Source organism: Arthrobacter gandavensis (genome assembly GCF_039528575.1).
GTDB classification, from domain to species: Bacteria; Actinomycetota; Actinomycetes; order Actinomycetales; family Micrococcaceae; genus Arthrobacter_B; species Arthrobacter_B citreus_B.
Map to the genome: position 1 here is coordinate 494,031 of NZ_BAAALV010000002.1, position 18,647 is coordinate 512,677.

Annotated in this window: 18 protein-coding genes and 1 tRNA gene; 8 read left to right on the forward strand and 11 right to left on the reverse strand. The window is 66.9% G+C overall.

Going from position 1 to position 18,647, the window contains the following annotated elements:
• Positions 1 to 7: 7 nt before the first annotated feature.
• The 8 genes from ABFX29_RS05540 to ABFX29_RS05575 all read right to left on the reverse strand — a co-directional run bounded on the left by ABFX29_RS05540 (position 8) and on the right by ABFX29_RS05575 (position 9,294).
• Positions 8 to 427 carry a hypothetical protein gene (locus ABFX29_RS05540; RefSeq protein WP_152225570.1) on the reverse strand — a complete coding sequence of 140 codons (420 nt, stop codon included), beginning with the start codon at positions 425 to 427 and terminating at the stop codon, positions 8 to 10.
• 115 nt (positions 428 to 542) lie between these two features.
• On the reverse strand, positions 543 to 3,464 hold the full coding sequence (locus tag ABFX29_RS05545; protein ID WP_152225572.1) for an aminotransferase: 2,922 nt from the start codon (positions 3,462 to 3,464) through the stop codon (positions 543 to 545).
• A 95-nt stretch (positions 3,465 to 3,559) separates the two neighbouring features.
• The gene (locus ABFX29_RS05550; protein WP_152225574.1) at positions 3,560 to 5,503 is read right to left on the reverse strand and encodes a heavy metal translocating P-type ATPase; all 1,944 of its coding nucleotides are present in this window, start codon (positions 5,501 to 5,503) and stop codon (positions 3,560 to 3,562) included.
• Positions 5,504 to 5,665: 162 nt separating this feature from the next.
• Complete coding sequence (locus ABFX29_RS05555) at positions 5,666 to 6,379, reverse strand: IclR family transcriptional regulator (RefSeq protein ID WP_152225576.1); 714 nt, start codon at positions 6,377 to 6,379, stop codon at positions 5,666 to 5,668.
• Between the two features lie 15 nt (positions 6,380 to 6,394).
• Positions 6,395 to 7,219, reverse strand: coding sequence for a metal ABC transporter permease (locus ABFX29_RS05560; RefSeq protein ID WP_152227216.1), 825 nt, complete (start codon positions 7,217 to 7,219; stop codon positions 6,395 to 6,397).
• A 35-nt stretch (positions 7,220 to 7,254) separates the two neighbouring features.
• The gene (locus ABFX29_RS05565) at positions 7,255 to 8,043 is read right to left on the reverse strand and encodes a metal ABC transporter ATP-binding protein (protein WP_211372326.1); all 789 of its coding nucleotides are present in this window, start codon (positions 8,041 to 8,043) and stop codon (positions 7,255 to 7,257) included.
• Positions 8,043 to 8,972, reverse strand: coding sequence for a metal ABC transporter substrate-binding protein (locus tag ABFX29_RS05570; protein WP_152225580.1), 930 nt, complete (start codon positions 8,970 to 8,972; stop codon positions 8,043 to 8,045). Before ABFX29_RS05570 ends, ABFX29_RS05565 begins: the two co-directional genes overlap by 1 nt.
• A 97-nt stretch (positions 8,973 to 9,069) precedes the next feature.
• Positions 9,070 to 9,294, reverse strand: coding sequence for a hypothetical protein (locus ABFX29_RS05575; protein WP_152225581.1), 225 nt, complete (start codon positions 9,292 to 9,294; stop codon positions 9,070 to 9,072).
• A gap of 160 nt (positions 9,295 to 9,454) precedes the next feature.
• Here ABFX29_RS05575 and ABFX29_RS05580 point away from each other — a divergent pair, with 160 nt between their 5' ends.
• Positions 9,455 to 9,970: a mycothiol transferase gene (locus ABFX29_RS05580; protein WP_152225583.1), complete on the forward strand. Its 516-nt coding sequence runs from the start codon at positions 9,455 to 9,457 to the stop codon at positions 9,968 to 9,970.
• A 96-nt stretch (positions 9,971 to 10,066) separates the two neighbouring features.
• On the opposite strand, the gene ABFX29_RS05585 is transcribed toward ABFX29_RS05580, so the two are convergent.
• Positions 10,067 to 10,474, reverse strand: a complete 408-nt coding sequence (locus ABFX29_RS05585) for a four-helix bundle copper-binding protein (protein WP_152225586.1) — start codon at positions 10,472 to 10,474, stop codon at positions 10,067 to 10,069.
• Between the two features lie 171 nt (positions 10,475 to 10,645).
• Here ABFX29_RS05585 and ABFX29_RS05590 point away from each other — a divergent pair.
• The 3 genes from ABFX29_RS05590 (at position 10,646) to ABFX29_RS05600 (ending at position 11,775) form a co-directional block, all read left to right on the forward strand.
• A tRNA-Ala gene (locus ABFX29_RS05590) sits at positions 10,646 to 10,718 on the forward strand.
• A 144-nt stretch (positions 10,719 to 10,862) separates the two neighbouring features.
• A complete protein-coding gene (locus tag ABFX29_RS05595; RefSeq protein WP_152225587.1) occupies positions 10,863 to 11,237 on the forward strand; it encodes a nuclear transport factor 2 family protein in 375 nt (124 codons plus the stop codon).
• A 31-nt stretch (positions 11,238 to 11,268) separates the two neighbouring features.
• Positions 11,269 to 11,775 (forward strand): GNAT family N-acetyltransferase, encoded by a 507-nt coding sequence (locus tag ABFX29_RS05600; protein ID WP_152225589.1) that lies wholly within the window; start codon positions 11,269 to 11,271, stop codon positions 11,773 to 11,775.
• On the opposite strand, the gene ABFX29_RS05605 is transcribed toward ABFX29_RS05600, so the two are convergent.
• Both ABFX29_RS05605 and ABFX29_RS05610 read right to left on the reverse strand, forming a co-directional pair.
• Entirely contained in the window at positions 11,772 to 12,356 is a 585-nt protein-coding gene (locus tag ABFX29_RS05605; RefSeq protein WP_152225590.1) for a hypothetical protein, read from the reverse strand. The two genes, ABFX29_RS05600 and ABFX29_RS05605, sit on opposite strands and share 4 nt — an antisense overlap.
• Entirely contained in the window at positions 12,353 to 12,922 is a 570-nt protein-coding gene (locus ABFX29_RS05610; protein WP_152225593.1) for a hypothetical protein, read from the reverse strand. Before ABFX29_RS05610 ends, ABFX29_RS05605 begins: the two co-directional genes overlap by 4 nt.
• Positions 12,923 to 13,243: 321 nt before the next feature.
• Between ABFX29_RS05610 and ABFX29_RS05615 the strand changes: the two genes are divergently transcribed.
• The 4 genes from ABFX29_RS05615 to trxB all read left to right on the forward strand — a co-directional run bounded on the left by ABFX29_RS05615 (position 13,244) and on the right by trxB (position 18,627).
• The gene (locus ABFX29_RS05615) at positions 13,244 to 15,610 is read left to right on the forward strand and encodes a transglycosylase domain-containing protein (RefSeq protein ID WP_152225595.1); all 2,367 of its coding nucleotides are present in this window, start codon (positions 13,244 to 13,246) and stop codon (positions 15,608 to 15,610) included.
• Between the two features lie 133 nt (positions 15,611 to 15,743).
• Positions 15,744 to 16,700: an ABC transporter ATP-binding protein gene (locus tag ABFX29_RS05620; RefSeq protein ID WP_246167228.1), complete on the forward strand. Its 957-nt coding sequence runs from the start codon at positions 15,744 to 15,746 to the stop codon at positions 16,698 to 16,700.
• Positions 16,697 to 17,578, forward strand: a complete 882-nt coding sequence (locus ABFX29_RS05625) for an ABC transporter permease (RefSeq protein WP_152225597.1) — start codon at positions 16,697 to 16,699, stop codon at positions 17,576 to 17,578. Before ABFX29_RS05620 ends, ABFX29_RS05625 begins: the two co-directional genes overlap by 4 nt.
• Positions 17,579 to 17,649: 71 nt before the next feature.
• Positions 17,650 to 18,627, forward strand: coding sequence for a thioredoxin-disulfide reductase (gene trxB / locus ABFX29_RS05630; protein ID WP_152225599.1), 978 nt, complete (start codon positions 17,650 to 17,652; stop codon positions 18,625 to 18,627).
• Positions 18,628 to 18,647: the final 20 nt, after the last annotated feature.

An 18,647-nucleotide genomic window follows, 5' to 3' on the forward strand; every position in this document is an offset into this window, starting at 1 on the left:
GGCTGCCCTAGCGGGTGGCGTCGGTGAGGACGAGCGCAAAGGACAGCGGCTCATCCACGGTCTCGACAGTGACATCAAACGCGGCACCCCGCGGGAAGTTATCAAAGAGCGTGCGGGTGGGGTTCTCCGTGGTGCCGCAGGGCACCGTGCGGGCCTCCTGTCCGGTGACCAGCAGCCGCAGCTCACCCGGAGATGCGCCCCCGGATCCGCAGGCAAGATACCCGGCGACCGTCTGGCCCTCGGCGGTGAAGGTGGATGTCACACCGGTGGAGGAAAATCCCTCGACGGAACCCAGCCCCTTCTCCGGGGCAGGGTGGACGGGCAGCCCGTCCTGTACAGGCGGGACCGGCTCCGCCGGGGTGGACTGGGAACAGCCGCTGAGCAGCAGGGCCGCGGCGCCGGCGGCGGCGAGGAATTTCAAGCGCATGGTGCCTCCCGGATTCGGGCAGTCCAGCTGCCAGGCGTCCTGGGAACGGCGGCTGGTCCACGTTGACCTGATAAATCGACAGCGTACAGCACTCGTTTTTGCAGCCTGTGCGGGCTCACCAGCCCTCGGACAGCACCCGGTCCAGCGCTCCCAGGAAGAACCGGGCACTTTCCGCCGTGAAGCACAGCGGCGGTTTGACCTTGAGGATGTTCTGCCGGTCGCCCGTGGGCAGGACGATCACGCCGAGTTCGAGCATCCGGTCACAGATCGCACGGGTTTCATCGGTGGCTGGTTCCAGCGTGTTCCGGTCCCGGACAAACTCCACCCCCTGGTACAGGCCCATGCCGTGCACCGCGCCGATCAGCGGATGCCGGTCCATCAGCGCACGGAACCCCTCAGACAAAACCTGACCCACGGCGTCGGCGTTCTGCTGCAGCTGCTCCTTCTCGATCACGTCCAGGACGGTTACCCCGATCCGGCTGCTGAGCGTGCTGCCGCCGCCGGAGGAGAAGAAGGAGCCTTCGGACGCCAGCGCCGCCGCGATCTCCTTCCGCGTGATCACTGCTCCGAGCGGATGCCCGTTGCCCATCGCCTTGGCCATGGTGATGATGTCCGGCACCACCCCGTGCTCCTCGAAGCCCCAGAAATGCCGGCCAAGCCGGCCGTAGCCCATCTGCACTTCATCGCAGACACAGACCCCGCCCTGCGCGCGGACCGCGGCGTACACCTGTTCCAGGTACCCCGTCGGGGTGCCGACCGCGCCGGCGTTGCCGTTGCGCGGTTCGGCGATGAAGGTGCCCACCGGGGTGCCGGCGTCGTGCAGCTGCTGCAGTTGGTGCGCGACGCCGGCGGCGTAGGCAGCGCCCGCGCCCTCACCGCGGTGCCGGCCGCGGTAGGCGTTCGGGGCGTCCGCGACATGCACCCAGCCGGGCCGGGTTTCAAGTGCCCGGGGGTTGTCCGAGACGGAGGTGGAGACGGCATCGGCGCCCAGCGACCAGCCGTGGTAGGACTCGTGCACACACAGCACGTCCTCGCGGCCGGTGAACGCCTTGGCCAGCCGCAGGGCCAGCTCCACCGCCTCGGAACCGCTGTTGACCAGCAGCACCGTGTCGAAAGAGTCCGGCACCTTGGCCAGCAGCCGTTCGGACAGTTCGGCCACAGATGCGTAGTGGAACCGCGAATTGGTGTTCAGCCTCCGCCACTGGCGTGCCGCAGTTTCCGCGACCTCGGGGTGGCCGTGCCCAAGAGCGGTGACGTTGTTGACCATGTCCAGGTAGTGCCGCCCGGTGGTGCTGATCAGGTGTTCTTTCCAGCCGCGCTCGATCCGCGGCGGGGCGCCGTAGTAGTGCGTCTGCAGGGCGTCGTAGGCGCTCGTTCGGCGCCGCAGCAGCTCGTCCGCTCCGGCGTCGGCCGCTGCCGCCGGCGCGGTGCTGAGCAGCGGCGCCGGATCCTGGAACACCGCCGCGTAGCCGGAGAACTCACTGGCCTTCACAAAGCGCGGCGGTGTCCCGGCCACCGGATAGGCACCGGGCACCTGGAGCCAGACCGTCAGCGCATCCGGCCCGGTCTGTCCGATCCGCGAACCGGCCTCCACCGGCCCTTCGGCCAGGTCCAAAACGGCACCGGAGAGCACGACGGCGGCGTCCCCGCCTTCCAGCCGCATGGTCCCGTCCCCGCCCGCGGACAGTGTCCCGGCGAACGGCGCGTAGATGGCCAGCGGCTGAGGGGAGTGGACCTCGACGGCGAGGGCAACGTTCGCCGGCTCTTCGGTGCTCAGCGCGGTGGCCCTGGTCAGGCGGGCTTCGCCGTAGGCAGTGACCGCTGGGGCGCCCGGACCGCCGGCAGCGGCGAGAATCCGGTGCTCCTCGGCTTCTCCGTTCTGCCAGGACCCGTCGCGGAAGTCCTCGCTGTTCCAGCCGAAGTCCACGCGGCCCGGTTCGGCCAGCTCAGGCAGCAGGGGCAGCCAGGCGGAGGTGTCCGGCGCCGCCGGAAGCGGCTGGCCCAGGGCGGTTCGGATCGCGGCCTCGGCAGCGTTCCAGTCATAGCGGGCCGGAACCTCGAACATGGTCCACTCGCGGTCCAGGGCGTCGGAGGCGTAGTCGTTGCCGGCGTCGACAGTGACCTGGTGCTCACCGCTGACAGCGAGCACTGCACCGCGCAGGACGATTAGCGGCCACAGTGCCCGCACTTCGGCGTCGGACAGCGGTGCCTGGGCGTGGAAAGCCTGGATCATGGGCAGCACGGTGAGCGGGTTGGTCGGATCGTGGTGGAACAGCGCAGAGCAGCCGACCGCCAGCTCCGCCACCCGCCAGCTGTACATTGCATCGCTGAAGTCGATGATGCCGGTGAGCTCGACTGCCCCGCCCGCGGCAGGTTCGCAGACCACGTTGTCGTCGGTCATGTCTCCATGGACGGCCTGGACCGGCAACTGATGCTTCAGCGGTTCCAGGGCAGCATTGATGCGCTCCAGCGTCTGTAGCAGCAGGGCCCGTTTCCAGTCTTCGCGGACGAAGGACACCAGCGCGGCGACCACGTCTTCACCGGCACGCAGGTCCCACTGGAGTGCCCGCTCCAGGCCCGGATGCTCCAGCCCAGCCAGCGCGGCACTGGTCCGTCCCAGCCAGTCCCCGAGAGCGGCGCGCAGGGGAGCGCCCAGATGCGGCCGGTCAATGACCGGGGTGCCGTCCACGAAGGTCAGCAGCCGCAGGCAGTGCTCCTGTTCGTCCAGCACGGCGGTTTCCACCAGCTCCCCATTCACCGAGGACAGCGGCAGCGGAGTGGCGAAGCCGGCCGCGGTGAGCCGCTCCATGGCGGCGTTCTGCGCTTCGATCTCCGTGCGGGTGAAGGCCGGGTTGCTGATCTTCAGCAACAGCTTGGACCCGTCGGCAGCAGTCAGCCGGAAATTGCGGTCCTGCTGGCTGCCCAGTTCCCGAACCCGGGAGACCGCCAGCCCGTAGAACTCCCCGGCCAGCCGGACGGCGTCGTCCGCGGAAACCGCGGGGCGGGGCAGGCCCTCGGGGGCAATGAGTGCAGACATGTTCCATCCCGGATCAACGGCGGTTCAAATAGTGCCCCGATCGTATTCGGCCCCTGAACAGGCCTTCAATGAATTGGGAAATTATGACGCCGCGGCTAGACGGAACCGGGGACCGGCGCCGAAGCCACCGCAGCCGGTTTGCCTGCCCGCCGGAACAGGGTCTTGCCGTGCAGGGCACGCAGCGCGTTGAGGATGGTGGCGAGGTCCACCAGCTCCTGGGTCAGGGCGCCGGCCACAGCCGGAATGTAGCCGAAAGCGGCCACCAGCATGAGAACCAGGCTCAGGGCGATGCCCAGCCAAATACTGCCCAGCGCCACCTGCATGGTCCGCCTGCTGATGTCCACGGCGGTGGCAACCTTGGAGATGTCATCCGCGACGATAACGGCGTCGGCGGACTCGCTGGCCGCCGTCGAGCCGCGGGCACCCATGGCGATTCCGACGTCGGCAGCTGCCAGCACCGGGGCGTCGTTGACGCCGTCGCCCACCATGATCACCGGCCGCAGGGGCAGTGCCGCCACAGCCTTCACCTTGTCTTCGGGCAGCAGCTCGGCGCGCACATCGGAAATGCCGACCGTGCGGCCCATGCTTTCGGCGGTGGCCAGGCCGTCGCCGGTGAGCATGACCGTCTCGCGGATCCCCAGCCCGCGCAGCCGCTGCAGGGTGGCGGCGGCGTTTTCGCGGGCCGTATCGCTGAGGATCAGGGTGCCGGCGAAGCGTCCGTCCACACTGAGGTAAACCACCATTTGGCCCGGTGCGAGGTCCGCCGCCTGCGTCGCCGGGTCCACTTCCTCAACGAACCGGCGCTTTCCTACCCGCACGGTTCGCCCGTCAATGAAGGCCTCGACGCCGTTGGTCGCCACCTCCTGGGCGGTGTCCGCAGGGTGGACCGGCAGACCGCGTTCCTCGGCGGAAGCCAGCACCGACGCGGCCAGTACATGGGAGGAGTATTGCTCCGCGGACGCGGCAAGGGCGAGCAGCTCATCGGCGTCGAAGCCGTTGACCGGATTAACCGAGACCAGCTCGGGACGGCCGTAGGTGAGGGTGCCGGTCTTGTCGAACGCGGCGCTCTTCGCGGTGGAAAGCTGCTCCAGCACCGCGCCGCCCTTGACGATGATGCCGTGCCGGGCGGAGCGGCTCATGCCGCCCATAAACGCCACCGGTGCCGCGATCAGCAGCGGGCACGGGGTGGCCAGCACCAGCACTTCGGCGAACCGCACCGGATCCCCGGAAACGGCCCATGCAATGCCGGCAATCAGCAGGGAAACGATCGTGAAGGGCACTGCGAAGCGGTCCGCGAGCCGCACCACGGGAGCCTTGGATTCGCTGGCCTCCTGCACCAGGGCGACGATGCGCTGGTACTGGCTGTTCGCCGTCGTCGCTGTGGCCTGGATGCGTACCGCGTGTGTGCCGTTGACCGAACCGCTCATCACTGCGTCGCCGGCAGCACGGGAGACCGGAATCGCCTCACCGGTCAGGGACGACTCATCGAAGGCCGCGGCGGGGGAGAGCAGGACGCCGTCAACGGGCACCACTTCGGAGGGTTTGACGAGCAGGATGTCGCCCACCGAAACCTCGGTGGCGGGGATGTCTTCGGCCAGTTCGGCGGCAGCTTTGCCGGAGGCCGCATTGCCGCCGGTATCCGCGCCGGAAGGCAGCCGGTGCGCGATCTGCGGGGCGCGGTCCAGCAGGGCATCGAGTTCGCCCTTGGCCCGGCCCGCGGCGTAGTCCTCCAGCGCCTCACCGCCGGAGAGCATCAGCACGATAATCAGCGAGGCAATGTACTCGCCCACGGCAACGGTGGCGAGCATGGCGATGACGGCCAGGATATCCAGGCCGTAGTGCCCGCGCTTGATGTCCTGCACCATGCCGTAACCGGTGATGCCTACGATTCCCAGCGTGTACAGGCTGGCGATCCACTGCGCCGGCCCGCCGGCCCCGGTTCCCCACAGGATAAGGACGACGGCGAGCACCACCACGGTTGCCGCAACTACCGGGTAGTGCCGGACGGCCTTCTGGAAGGACACACGGTTAAGAGCCATGCTTTCGTTTTAGGCTCCTTTGCACCGGGTTTCCAGCAAGAGAAAGCTTGCCTAACCCCGATGGGCCCGGAATCGCTCCGTTGTGGGTCAACGGCCCGCCGCGCAGCGGAGCAAAGGCCACAAAGCGGAGCGAGGCGCACCAACCGGAGCGGAAGCCGGTTTCTAGGTCAGCTGCGCTTCGATCTGCCGGACGCTTTCAATAAGCCGCGCGCCGATGCCGGCATCGTCCTTCCCGGTACCGAAGTACACCACGGACAGGGATGCCGGCAGCTGGCCGGGCACCTGCACCGGAACGGCCACGGAGCCGACGCCGTCGATCACCTCGCTGTGGCTGGTGGCGTAGCCGCGGCGGCGGGCCAGCCGAGCCTCGTCGCGGTACGGCTGTCCGGGGGCGAGCCGGTTCCAGTGCTCCTCGGAGACCGCTGACTGGATCGCGATGCCCGGTGCGCCCGCGGTGAAGGAATGCCGGGTGCCCGGCCGCTGGATCAGCGCGGTGCGGCTGTGCCGGGGCTCAACGGTGACCAGGGTGACGCAGTCGTGCTGGTCCCACACGGCGATGAAGGCGGTCATGGACAGTTCGTTCGCCAGGACGGTCAGCTCCGGCAGTGCGGCGGACTGCAGGTCGCGGGAGACTCCCCGGGCCAGGGCAGCGAGTCCGGGCGCAGCTGAAACCCGGCCGGCTTCGTCGCGCATCACCAGCGAATGCGCCTCCAGCGTGCGCAGGATCCGGTAGGCGATGGAGCGGTGCACGCCCAGGCCGGCGGAGAGCTCGGCGATGGTCAGCGGCGCCTCGGATTCGGCCAGGAGTTCCAGCGCCTGGATCCCGCGGGACAGGGTCTGGGACTGGGAGCCGGAACCGGTGGACGCAGAAGTCATGCGCCCATCATAGGCTCAGGCCACCGCCGCACGGCGCCGCCTTCCGGCAGCGATTGCGCGACCAACCACTCCCTGACGTGGGCTGAAAAGATACGCGAGGGTGAAAACGGCGCCCTGGGCCAGCACCACCATGGGGCCGGTGGCGGTGTCCAGGTAGTAGCTGGCGTAAATGCCGGCGACTGCGCAGCCCGCCGCCATAAGGGGGGCGATCAGCAGCATTCGGTTGAACCGGTCGGTGAGCAGGTAGGCGGTGGAGCCGGGAATGATCAGCATCGCGACCACCAGGACCACACCCACGGCCTGCAGGGCGACGACGGCGGTGAGCGCCAGCAGCCCCAGCAGCGCTGCGCCGAGCAACCGCGGATTAAGCCCGACGGCGTGGGCCTGGGTGGGGTCGAAGGCGTACAGGGTGAAGTCGCGGCGTTTGAACAGCAACACCGCCAGGGTCAGCGCGGCCAGGACGGCGACCTGCGCCAGGTCCGCGGAGCTTACGCCCAGCAGGTTGCCGAAGATGATGTGGTTCAAGTCGGTCTGGCTTGGCGTCACGGAGATCAGCACGAGTCCGGCGGCGAACAGTGTGGTGAAGACGATGCCGATCGCCGCGTCCTCCTTGATCCGGCTGGTGTCGCGCACCAGGCCGATCAGGCCGACGGCCAGGAACCCGAAGATTACGGCTCCCAGCGCGAACGGTGCGCCCACCACATAGGCCAGTACAACGCCGGGCAGCACGGCGTGGGAGACGGCGTCGCCCATGAGCGACCAGCCGATCAGCACCAGCCAGCAGGAGAGTACCCCGCAGACCACCGACGCGATGACGGCGGTGGCCAGTGCCCGGACCATGAAGTCGTAGGAGAGGGGGTCGGTGAGCAGCTCGATCACGGTTGGCCTGCTTTCAGCGTCCCGGCATTCACTGTCCCGGCCGGAACCGGAGTGCCGTCCTCCAGTACATTGAGCCCGAATGCCCGGGCCAGCTGCTCGGGCCGCAGCACCTCCTGCGGGGTCCCGTGTGCCAGGACGCGGCGCATCAGCAGCACGGCTTCGTCGGCAAGCTGGGGGAGAGCATGCAGGTCATGGGTGGAGACGAGGATGGTCCTGCCGTCAGCGGCCAGTTCCCGCAGCAGAGCGGTAATGGTTGCCTCCGACCGCTTGTCGACGCCGGCGAACGGCTCATCGAGCAGCAGCACCGACGCGCCCTGGGCAATGCCGCGGGCCACGAAGGCACGTTTTTTCTGCCCGCCGGAGAGCCTGCCTATTTGCCGCTCCGCCAGATCGGTCAGTTCCACCCGTGCCAGGGCTTCGGTGACGGCGGCCCGGTCTGCGGCGCGGGGCCGGCGGGTGGGCCCCATGTGTCCGTAGCGTCCGGTCATCACCACGTCCTTGACGCTGAGCGGAAACGTCCAGTCCACGTCCTCGCTCTGCGGAACGTAGGCGACAAGTCCGGATGTGCGAGCCTTCGCCGGGGACAGTCCGCTGAGCCGGACCGTCCCGGCGGCCGGCTTCACCAGGCCCATGAGGGACTTGAACAGGGTGGACTTGCCCGAACCGTTCATGCCGACGAGTCCGCAGACGCGGCCCGGCTGGACGGTGAGGCTGACGCCGTCCAGCGCCGTGACGTCGTCGTACTTCACCGTCACGGAGTTCAGTTCCAGTGCCGGTGCGGCCATCAGGAACCGGCTCCGGCCAGTGCGGCGATGATGGTTTCTGAATCGTGGCGGATCAGGTCGAGGTAGGTGGGCACCGGTCCGCCTTCCTCGGAAAGGGAGTCGACGTACAGGACGCCGCCGAACTTTGCGCCCGAGGCCTCGACCACCTGCTGCATGGGTGCGTCAGAAACAGTGGACTCGCAGAAGACGGCGGGAACCTGGTTGTCCTTGACGAATTCGATGGTGGCGGCGATCTGCTGCGGGGTGGCCTGTTGTTCCGCGTTCACCGCCCAGATGTAGCGTTCGGTGAGTCCGGCGTCGCGGGCCAGATAGGAGAACGCGCCTTCACAGGTGACCAGCGCCCGCTGGGATTCCGGCAGGGCACCGAGCTTGGTGACCAGCTGGTCCTGCACCTCCTGCAGTTCCTGCTTGTACGCCTCCGCGTTGGCTCGGAAGGCATCGGCGTTCGCCGGATCGAGTTCGGCGAAGGCCTCCGTCATGTTCTCCACGTAGACCTGCGCGTTCAGCGGGGACATCCACGCATGCGGATTGGGCAGGCCGGCATAGGCGTCCTCGGCGATGCTGACCGGGTCCACGCCTTCGCTGACCGTCACCCGGGGGACGTCCAGGTCAGCGGTGAACTGCTCGAACCAGGCCTCGAGGTTCATGCCGTTATCCAGGATCAGGTCCGCCTGCGAGGCGCGGCGGATATCTCCGGGAGTGGGTTCGTAGCCGTGGATCTCGGCTCCGGCCTTGGTGATGGACTCGACCTGCAGGTGCTCGCCGGCCACGTTCTCAGCCATGTCTGCCAGCACCGTGAACGTGGTCAGGACAACTGGTTTTTCACTGCCGGGCTCGGACGCGGCGGTGCCGGAGCAGGCGGACAGGGCGAGCAGAAGGGCGGCAGCCGGCAGCACTGCCAGGCGGCGGAAACTGTGAACGGTCTTCATGCGGAAAACCATAAGTTCGGTGCATCGATTAAACAAGTTCGGTGCACCTAACTTTGTCACATCGGGCGAATGGTCCGGTTCAGGCTCGTCAAACACATCAGGGAAGGCGGCGGCGGCTCAGCAGGCCGGACCCGAGCAGGAGCAGGCCGCCGGCCAGCGGCCACCACAGGTACATGGAAATGGTCCCGCCCACAAAGGCGGTCACCAGCACGGCGATCATCACGGCGCTGACCAGCAGCACCCCCGCCACAATCCGGGCCCGTCCGCGGTGCGGAGGCGGGATGGGCGGCAGCCAAGTGGGACGTTCGTCGATCCACTCCATCCGGCCAGTGTAAGAGTGTGCGGTCCGCCTGCAACCCGGCCCCGGCAAAAAATCCGCCCGGGCGCCAAAGCCGGCGCTCGCCGTCGTGCATCCCTTTTGTCCGCGCTGCCGAACTGGCACAGTGGCGTTCAACCACTTCCAAACCTGCAGAGGAGTTCCCATGGAATCGAGCGACCTGTTAGTTGACGCATTCGGCCGGCTTCCCTCTACCGTGCGGCGGGTGGTGCACGGACTGAGTGCGAAGGAACTGAACCACCGGCCGTACCCGGATGGCAACTCCATCGCGTGGCTCATTTGGCACCTCGCGCGGGTTGAGGATGCCCAGGTGGCCGACATCGCCGGGCACCAGCAGGTGTGGACCGCCGAAGGCTGGGCAGGCCGGGTAGGACTGCCGCTCGACGCCGAGGACACCGGCTACGGCCATACCTCGGAGCAGGTCGCCAAGGTGCAGGTGCAGTCCGGTGACGTGCTGCAGGGGTACTACGACGCCGTGAGCGCCCGGACCATTGCCTTCGTCTCCGGCCTGTCTGCGGCGGACCTGGACCGGGTAGTGGATACGGCGTGGGACCCGCCCGTCACGCTGGGGGTGCGGCTGGTCAGCTCCCTGGCCGACTGCCTGGAGCATGCGGGGCAGGCAGCCTACGTGCGGGGAATGCTGGCCGCCGGGCGATCCTGAACATCGTGGCCAGCCTGTCCGAGTCCTCCAAATCCATGGCGGTCACCCCGGGCCTGCGGTGAGCCGGAGACCCGGCCGGCAGCTAGACCGGCCGGCCTAGGAACCGATCGTCAGCAGCAGCGCATCGCAGGCAGCCGCACAGCGGTGGCAGGCCTCGGCGCAGATACGGCAGTGGTCGTGCGCGGAGGCGTGCTGCTCGCATTCATCCGCACACCGGCGGCACGCTGCGGCGCAGGCGCGGACAAGCTCAACGGCGGACGCGTAGTCCTTCCCCGCCCGGGCCAGCACCTTTCCGGTGGCTCCGCAGATCTCCGCGCAGTCCAGGTCGGTGCGGATGCAGCTGACCATGTCCCCGAGCATGTCTTCGCCGAGGCAGGCATCCGCGCAGGCAGTGCAGGTCTGGACGCAGTCGAAGCACGCTTCGATGCAGGCGGCCAGCGCATCCATGTCCACGTTGGAGTTCCCTGCGGGGTGGGACGTCAGCATGTCTTTGATCAGGCTCATGGTGTGCTCCTTCTTCTCCGTGATGCGGCGGCAAGCTCCCGCCGCGGGCTTGCCGCGAGCCTAGCCAAGCGGCTGCCGAGCCCTCAAGGAGCCTGCGGCATTTTGCCCCCGGACTAGGCGGGTGCATAGAATCGGCGTAGCCTGACAAGGCCGGTTATCCGGAACAGGCCCGGGGCTTTAGCTCAGTTGGTAGAGCGTTTCGTTCGCAATGAAAAGGTCAGGGGTTCGATTCCCCTAAGCTCCACAGATGTGGTCCCGTCCTCTCCGCCCAGCGGGGAGGACGGGACTTTTTTGTGCCCGAATATGAAGTTCCCAAATAGGCGGCAGTGCAGGCCTCCGGCCTATATTGGCCGCAGTCATGTAACGGGCATCACAGAAAGGGAACAGCGTGAACAACAAGGAACTGGTTCTCGATTTCTACGAGAAGTACAACAACCGCGACGTCGAGGGCGTGATGGCCTACCTCGGGGACACTTACATCCAGCACAATCCCTGGGTCGCCGACGGCCCCGAGGCATTCCGCCGCTTTGTGACCTACCTGCGCGAGAACTACCCGGACGGCCGCAACGAAGTAAAGCGCGCAATTGCCGACGGCGACCTGGTGGCACTGCACGTTCACTCGCGCCGGGTTCCGGGCGAAGAAGGCCGGGCCATCGTGGACATCTTCCGGGTCGAAGACGGCAAAGTCGTTGAGCACTGGGACGTCATCCAGCCCATCCCCAAGGAGATCTACCCGCCCATCAATGACAACGGGTACTTCTAGCCAATACTCCAGGCCCGCCTAAGCTGGAGAAATGCTGCCGCCGGACACCCCAAGACTCCGTTTCCGCGAGATGACGCCGGAGGACCTTGACCTCATGGCTGCGCTGCTGGGCGATCCGGCGGTCATGACCTACTACCCGGCGCCCAAGACCCGGGACGAGGCGGCCCAATGGATCGCCTGGAACGAAGCCAACTACGCCCGGCACGGTTATGGCCTGTGGATCGTGGAGACGCACGACGGCGAGTTCCTGGGGGACTGCGGCCTCACTTGGCAGAAGATCAACGGCCAGGACACCGAACTGGAAGTCGGCTACCACATCCGCACCGGCAGGCAGGGCCACGGCTACGCGACCGAAGCCGCAGCCGCCTGCCGGAACTTTGCCCGCGACACCCTGCAGGCGCCCCGGCTGGTTGCCATCATCCATCCGGAAAACACGGCATCGCGGCGGGTAGCGGAGAAGCTCGGCATGGGCCCTGTCGATGAGGACCACGGCGGACCCATCCCGGTACGAACGGTGATGGGCATGAACCTCCGCTAGGCAGATTCCCGTCCGTGCCGGTAGCCCCGCCGGACCTCGGCGATGGCCCGTGCAATGTTCGGATCCCGCCCGGAGGCGGTCATGATCGTGTCGAAGTCCGTCAGCCCTACGTCGCCGTGGCGGACGGTTACCTCAATCTCCGTGCGCTTGGCGGCGTGCGGACGGCGCGGCGGTCCGGCAATCGCCGCGTTCCCCGCCAGCGCGGCGCGGCCGGTGCGCACCATCCGCATCTCGCCGCCCACGTCATCCCGGAAACGGAAGGTCTTTCCCTTCCTGGTGGTCATCAGCGCACGCCACTGCTCACGCTGCACCTTCGGTGCGGCGGGGAAGAACTGCGCGACGGCGTCGTTCAGGGCAGCGGTCTCCGCCTCCTCGCGGCGCGGACGCAGGACGAGCCGCTCCCTGAGGATGAAGAGCGGGTAAACCACCAGGAGGATGGCCAGTGCCACAGCGATGAAATTGAAACCGCCGAAAATGATGAACGCTGCGGCCGTGAAGACCAGCCGGCTCACTGCCTTCTCCGAATATGTTCGCGGCGGCGTATACGGAACTCCCACCCGCACGCTGGATTCTTCACTCATGCCCATCCGCCTTTCAGCTCTGCCAGGGCTTCTGCTTCCCGCGCCAGCCGGGTGGCCTCGCGCAGCTCGGTATCGAACGGATTGCCGGGACCGGCAGGAATTCCGGCAGGAACACCGCCCAGCCCATCCAGCCTTAGCCGGCTCTGCTCCACGGTGACGGCTAGGCGCAGCTCAGCCTGCGCCTTAACCAGGTCTGCCAGCAGCTGGTGGACCTTTTCACGCCGGGAACGGATCTCCTCGAGGTGGGCGGAGGCCATCTCCCCGCGCTCGGTTGCCAGTGAGTGCATGCGCCGTGCTGTCCCGGCCAGCGTCAGTACTGCGGGGGACGGTTCGGCCGGCATGACGGTCTCCACTGCTTCGCGCCGCAGCCTGTAGGCCTCGGAGACTGAGGCGAAATGGGCGGCCATTTCTCCCGCTACCCGTTCCTGTTCCTCGAGGGTCCGTCCGGCGGCCCGGGCTGATGTCATGGCGCTTTCCAGCCGCGCATGGATTTCTTCATGGTTGGCCCGCGGCGGCGGAAGCGTTCCCCGCCGCGCATCAAGGTTCGTCCGCAGGGTGCTGCTCACGCGACGCAAATCCTGGAGTAATCGGGCCATGATTCTCCTCAGCCGGGAATTGTTCCGGACCCCTAATGCCCCTCAGCTCTCTGCCCCGCAGCTGCCGTGCATCAGAAGGAAGTGTGCAGGAGTCTAGCAGTGGCGGAGAGCGGCCGGGATGGGGTTGCACAGATTAGTTGTGCGCGCTGCCGGAGTTGGCTGGGCGTGAGTCCTGCCACGTCGGGCCGGTGCGGATTATCCTCATCTGCCGCCCGGATGCAACGGTGTTGCCCGGTATCGGCAGCTCAACAGAACCAGAAATCCCATGTTCCTGCGTTATGCTCCCATATCATGGCTGCGCGTAAATCTCCCGTGTTCACCACGGCAACCACATTCGGACGCCTGCTCTCCTTCCTTGGGGTCAGTGTGATCTGCGGAGTGCTTACTGCCGGGCTGTTCGTGCCCATGGCAGCCGGAGCCGGATCCGCGGCGTCGGCCTCCATTTCCTTCTTCGATGGCCTGCCTGCCGATCTGGAGCGTGCCACGCTGGCCACGCCAACCCGGATCGTTGCGGCGGACGACTCGCTGATCGCCACCCTGTACGAGGAGAACCGCCAGCCGGTCACCCTCGACCAGATTTCCCCGCACATGCAGGACGCCTTGATCTCCGTTGAGGATTCCCGTTACTACGAGCACGGGGGTGTGGACATGCAGGGCATCTTTGGTGCCCTTGCCAGCAACGTCTCCAAAGGAACCAACCGCGGCGCCTCCACCATCACCCAGCAGTTCGTGACCAACGTGCTGGCCAATGGAGCCAGGGAACGCGGGGAAGAAGCGGTCTATAACGGCAGCAAGGGCGTTTCCGACAAGGTCCGGGAAGTCCGGCTGGCCATTGCCGTGGAAAACGAGATGACCAAGGACGACATCCTTGAGGGCTACTTCAACATTGTTTCGTTCACCGGGAGCACCTACGGCGTCCAGGCAGCAGCCAAGTACTTGTTCAACGTCGATGCCAAGGACCTGAACATCCAGCAGAGCGCCCTGCTGGCAGGACTCGTCAAGGGCCCCAGCGTCTACGATCCCGTCACCAACCCTGATCTGGCCGTCGAGCGCCGCAACGTGGTGCTGGGCACCATGCTTGAACACGGCAAGATTGACCAGGCGCAGTACGACGCCGCAGTGGCCAGCGGCCTGGACCTCAGCATTACGCCCACCAAGCAGGGTTGTGTGGCTGCCGAACAGGCACCGTACTTCTGCTCCTACGTGGAGCACCTGGTCCTGAACAGCGAGGAATTCGGTGCCACCAAGGCGGAGCGTGCATCGGTGCTCTACCGGTCCGGACTGACCATCAAGACCACCCTGGACCCTGCAGTGCAGCAGGCTGCGCAGGAAGCCGTCACCGAGACCGCCAATCCGGACACCACCGCCGGCCAGGTGGGGCACTCGATGATCAGCCTGCAGCCGGGCACCGGCAACATCCTCTCCATGGCGCAGAACACGCGCTTCATCCCGGGCGAAAACCCCGGCGACTCCGTCCTGAACTTCAACGTGGACCAGTACCAGGACGGGGATCCCGAGAAGAGCCTGGGCGGTGTGGGCGGATTCCAGCCCGGATCAACGTTCAAGCCCTTCACCGTTGCTGCGTGGGTTGACGCCGGCAAGTCGCTGGGGACCCAGCTGGACGGCCGCAAGAAGACCTACCCCCAGGGTGACCGCTGGACCGCCAGCTGCCTCGACGGCGGAGCCTACGTTGAAGGTGCCGCCAACGGCTGGACTCCGCAGAACTACGGGGACACCAACTATGGGGATGCCACGGTGCTGCGCGGACTCGCGCAGTCGCTTAACACCATCACCTTCTCCAGCGCCAAGCAGCTGGATCTGTGCCGCATCATGGAAATCGCTCAATCGATGGGCATCCATGACGGAAAGAGCGACTCAGGCGAAGAAGAGCCGCTGATGATCAACCCGTCCGCCCTCATCGGCGGTGTGCAGGACGTTTCCCCGATGGCGATGGCACAGGCCTTCGCCGGCTTCGCCGCGGAAGGAAACGTCTGCGAACCGCGGGCGCTGCTGGAGGTCACCGCGGCCAACGGCAAGACCTATGACGTCCCGGAACCTGAATGCGAGCAGGTGATCTCCAAGGAGACCGCCCGCGGCGTGAACTACGCGACCCAGGAAGTCATGAAGTCCGGCTCCGGCTCCCTGCTTAACTACGGCAACCAGCCCATGGCCGGCAAGACTGGTACCAATGACTCCCGGTCCCAGACCTGGTTCATTGGCTACAACTCCGGAATGGCCACCGCGTCCTGGATTGGCAACTGGAAGGCCGGAACCGAGTCGCTCTCCGGGCTGGAGATCGGCGGACGCTTCTACCCTGAAATTGACGGTTCGCTCATTGCCGCCCCGTCCTGGGCAAAGTTCATGCAGCAGGCGGGCAGCCTTTACCCCGGCCAGCCCTTCGCCAACCCGCCGGCCAACCTGCTGGTGAACCCGAGCCCCAGCCCGAGCCCGTCGGAGACGGAGGAAGCCGAGGAGGACGCGGACAAGGACCAGGCCACGCCGTCGGCAACTCCGGTGCCGCGGCCGACGACGGCTCCCGCTCCGGCCCCGTCCCCGAGCCCCTCGACCACGACGCCGAACCCCGCGGTCCCGAACCCCGAAGTGCCGGAGGTTCCGGAGGTGCCGGGGAACCCGCCAGCCGCAGCGCCCAAGCCGTAGCACCGCCCGCCGGATAACCGAGAAAAGCAGCAGGTCAGGACGCAGGGCCCCGAGTCGGATAGTGTTTCGGCTCGGGGCCTTCTGCGCTCCCGCCGCCGGCGGGACCGTGCGGAGAACTCTTCTGGAGGATGAAGTGACTGAAAACCTGCCGGCCATATCGGTCCGGGGCCTTACCAAGAGGTACGGCACAAAGACTGCGGTGGACGGCCTGTCCTTCGACGTTGAGGCCGGAAGCGTCTTCGCTTTCCTGGGAACCAACGGCGCCGGAAAATCCACCACCATCAGCTGCCTCACCACGGCCATCGCCTTCGATGCCGGCACCGCCGAGGTTAGCGGGTATGACGTGCGTTCCGCAGGGGAAGGTGTCCGCGCCCGCATCGGCGTCGTCTTCCAGGAGTCCATCCTCGACCCGCTGCTTACGGGACGGGAGAACCTGCGTGTGCGCGCCCGCTTCTACTCCGCGGACCGCGCGGCCAACGAGGCACGCATCAACGAGCTTTCGGACCTGATTGGGCTGGGCAGCTTCATTGACCGCCGCTACGGCACGTACTCCGGCGGCCAGCGCCGGCGCGTGGACATTGCCCGCGCCCTGCTGCACGCCCCGCCCATCATCTTCCTGGACGAACCCACTGCCGGCCTGGATCCGGCCAGCCGCGCGATCGTCTGGTCCACGATCCACGACCTCCGCGACCGCCACGGACTGACCGTCTTCCTCACCACGCACTACATGGAAGAAACCGAGGAGGCAGACCGGGTCTGCATCATCGACAGCGGCCGGATCATCGCTGACGGCACCCCCGCGGAACTGCGGGCGGCCTACAGCTCCAGCATCCTCACCATTACGACGGCGGACCGGGCAGGCCTGACGGCGGCCGCCGTGGAACTGGGCGGCACAGTGGAAACCGCGGAAGGCGCCGTCGTGCGCATTGGCGTGGAGACCGCCGAAACTGCCCGGCAGATCCTGGCCCGCCACGGGTCAGCCGTACAGGACTTCGAGTTCCGGCACGGCACGATGGATGACGTCTTCCTGGCACTGACCGGCCGTGAGACCCCTGCCGCAGACGAGGCAGCTGAAGGAGCCGAAAAGTGAACGTGGTCCTGGACATCACCACCCGCAACCTCAGGCTTTTCTTCCGGGACCGGCTGGGCGTGTTTTTCTCGCTCGTCTCCGCCCTGGTGGTCTTCCTGCTGTACACGCTGTTCCTGGGCAACCTGCAGACCGAAGGGCTCGGTGAATCCTTCCCGCAGGCCACCGAGGACGAGATCCGCGGCTTCGTGGACAGCTGGATGTTCGCCGGGATCCTGGGCATCACCACCATTACGACGGCGCTGGGCGCCATGGTGGTGTTCGTCGAGGACTCCGGGTCCGGCCGCTTCCAGGACTTCCTGGTCTCCCCGATCCGGCGGGAGAAGCTGATCCTGGGCTATCTGCTCTCCGCCGTGCTGATCTCGATGGTCATGACTGCCTTGGTCCTGGCAGTGAGCCTGGCCTACCTGTTCGTGGTCAGCGGCGTGACCATCGCCTTTGTGCCGCTGCTGAAGGTCTGTGCGTATCTGGCGCTGTCCTGCTTCGCGTTCTCCGCCCTGAGTGCGTTTGCGGTGTCCTTCATCCGGACTGCGGGCGCCTACTCGGCGCTGTCCACGATTGTGGGGACCGTCCTGGGCTTCATTGCCGGGTCCTACATTCCGGTTGGCAACTTTCCCGAGGGCGTGCGCGAATTCGTGAGCGCCCTGCCGTTCCTGCAGTCCTCCATGCTGGTCCGGCAGGAAATGACCGCTGAAACCCTGCCAGCCATGACCGGGGACCAGCCGGCCGCGATCGAGGAGATGCAGAGCGTCTTCGGAATCACGGCGCAGGTGGGGGACTGGCAGGTGGGCACCGGGTACGTGATCTTCGTGCTGGTTGCTATGACCGTGGTGTTCACGCTCGTGGCGGCCATCCGGATCCGCGGACGGGTCCGCGCCTAGCTCTTTTCCACGGCCTCTGGGCAGGGCCTTCCGGCGGTTCCACACTGGAGGGACTGCCGAGAGGAGCAGTCATGCCCACCGACTCCGTGATCATCATTGGCTCCGGCCCCGCCGGGTACACCGCCGCCGTCTACGCCGCCCGTGCGGGTTTGTCTCCACGGGTCATGGCGGGTTCCGTGACGGCCGGCGGAGCGCTCATGAACACCACCGAGGTGGAGAACTTCCCCGGCTTCCCGGACGGGATCCAGGGGCCGGACCTCATGGAAGCGCTGAAGCGGCAGGCCGAAAAGTTTGGTGCCGTGGTGGAGTTCGACGACGTCGCCTCCGTGGACCTGTCCGGCCACACCAAGCGGGTGGCCACGGCTGCCGGAACCACCAGGAAAGCACGCGCCGTCATCCTCGCCACCGGTTCGGCTTACAAGGAACTGGGGCTGCCCGAAGAAAAGAAGCTCAGCGGCCGGGGGATCTCGTGGTGCGCCACCTGCGACGGGTTCTTCTTCCGCAAACAGCACGTAGTGGTTGTGGGCGGCGGCGACTCGGCCATGGAAGAGGCGCTGTTTTTGACCCGGTTCGCGGCCTCCGTGACGGTGGTGGTGCGCCGGAACCAGCTGCGTGCCTCCCGGATCATGGCACAGCGGGCCACATGCCATGACAAGATCCAGTTCGCCTGGAACAGCGAGGTCACCGCCATTCACGGCAGGGACAAGGTCACCGGACTAACCCTGACGGACACCGTGACCGGGCAGTCCCGGGAGCTGGCGGCGTCGGGCATCTTCGTGGCGATAGGGCATGTGCCGCGCACTGAGCTGCTCCGCGGGCAGGTGGCCTTGGACGAGGCCGGGTACATCAAGGTGGCTGCTCCCACCACCCAAACGGACATCGACGGCGTCTTTGCCTGCGGAGACGCCGTGGATCACCGCTACCGGCAGGCCATCACAGCGGCCGGTACGGGATGCTCGGCTGCGCTGGACGCAGAGCGGTACCTGGCCGCCGTGCAGGACGCCGATGCCATCGCGACCGCCCTGGTGGAAGGCGCCCTGGACGATTGACCGCGCAGGCCGCTCCGGGG

Bases quoted from the DNA above. Each gene is read 5' to 3' on its own strand.
- ABFX29_RS05615 (WP_152225595.1), top strand. From the start codon at position 13,244: ATGGCTGCGCGTAAATCTCCCGTGTTCACCACGGCAACCACATTCGGA.
- ABFX29_RS05550 (WP_152225574.1), bottom strand. From the start codon at position 5,503: ATGGCTCTTAACCGTGTGTCCTTCCAGAAGGCCGTCCGGCACTACCCG.
- ABFX29_RS05545 (WP_152225572.1), bottom strand. From the start codon at position 3,464: ATGTCTGCACTCATTGCCCCCGAGGGCCTGCCCCGCCCCGCGGTTTCC.
- ABFX29_RS05555 (WP_152225576.1), bottom strand. From the start codon at position 6,379: ATGACTTCTGCGTCCACCGGTTCCGGCTCCCAGTCCCAGACCCTGTCC.
- ABFX29_RS05580 (WP_152225583.1), top strand. From the start codon at position 9,455: ATGGAATCGAGCGACCTGTTAGTTGACGCATTCGGCCGGCTTCCCTCT.
- ABFX29_RS05560 (WP_152227216.1), bottom strand. From the start codon at position 7,219: ATGGTCCGGGCACTGGCCACCGCCGTCATCGCGTCGGTGGTCTGCGGG.
- trxB (WP_152225599.1), top strand. From the start codon at position 17,650: ATGCCCACCGACTCCGTGATCATCATTGGCTCCGGCCCCGCCGGGTAC.
- ABFX29_RS05585 (WP_152225586.1), bottom strand. From the start codon at position 10,474: ATGAGCCTGATCAAAGACATGCTGACGTCCCACCCCGCAGGGAACTCC.
- ABFX29_RS05600 (WP_152225589.1), top strand. From the start codon at position 11,269: ATGCTGCCGCCGGACACCCCAAGACTCCGTTTCCGCGAGATGACGCCG.
- ABFX29_RS05575 (WP_152225581.1), bottom strand. From the start codon at position 9,294: ATGGAGTGGATCGACGAACGTCCCACTTGGCTGCCGCCCATCCCGCCT.
- ABFX29_RS05605 (WP_152225590.1), bottom strand. From the start codon at position 12,356: ATGAGTGAAGAATCCAGCGTGCGGGTGGGAGTTCCGTATACGCCGCCG.
- ABFX29_RS05540 (WP_152225570.1), bottom strand. From the start codon at position 427: ATGCGCTTGAAATTCCTCGCCGCCGCCGGCGCCGCGGCCCTGCTGCTC.
- ABFX29_RS05565 (WP_211372326.1), bottom strand. From the start codon at position 8,043: ATGGCCGCACCGGCACTGGAACTGAACTCCGTGACGGTGAAGTACGAC.
- ABFX29_RS05570 (WP_152225580.1), bottom strand. From the start codon at position 8,972: ATGAAGACCGTTCACAGTTTCCGCCGCCTGGCAGTGCTGCCGGCTGCC.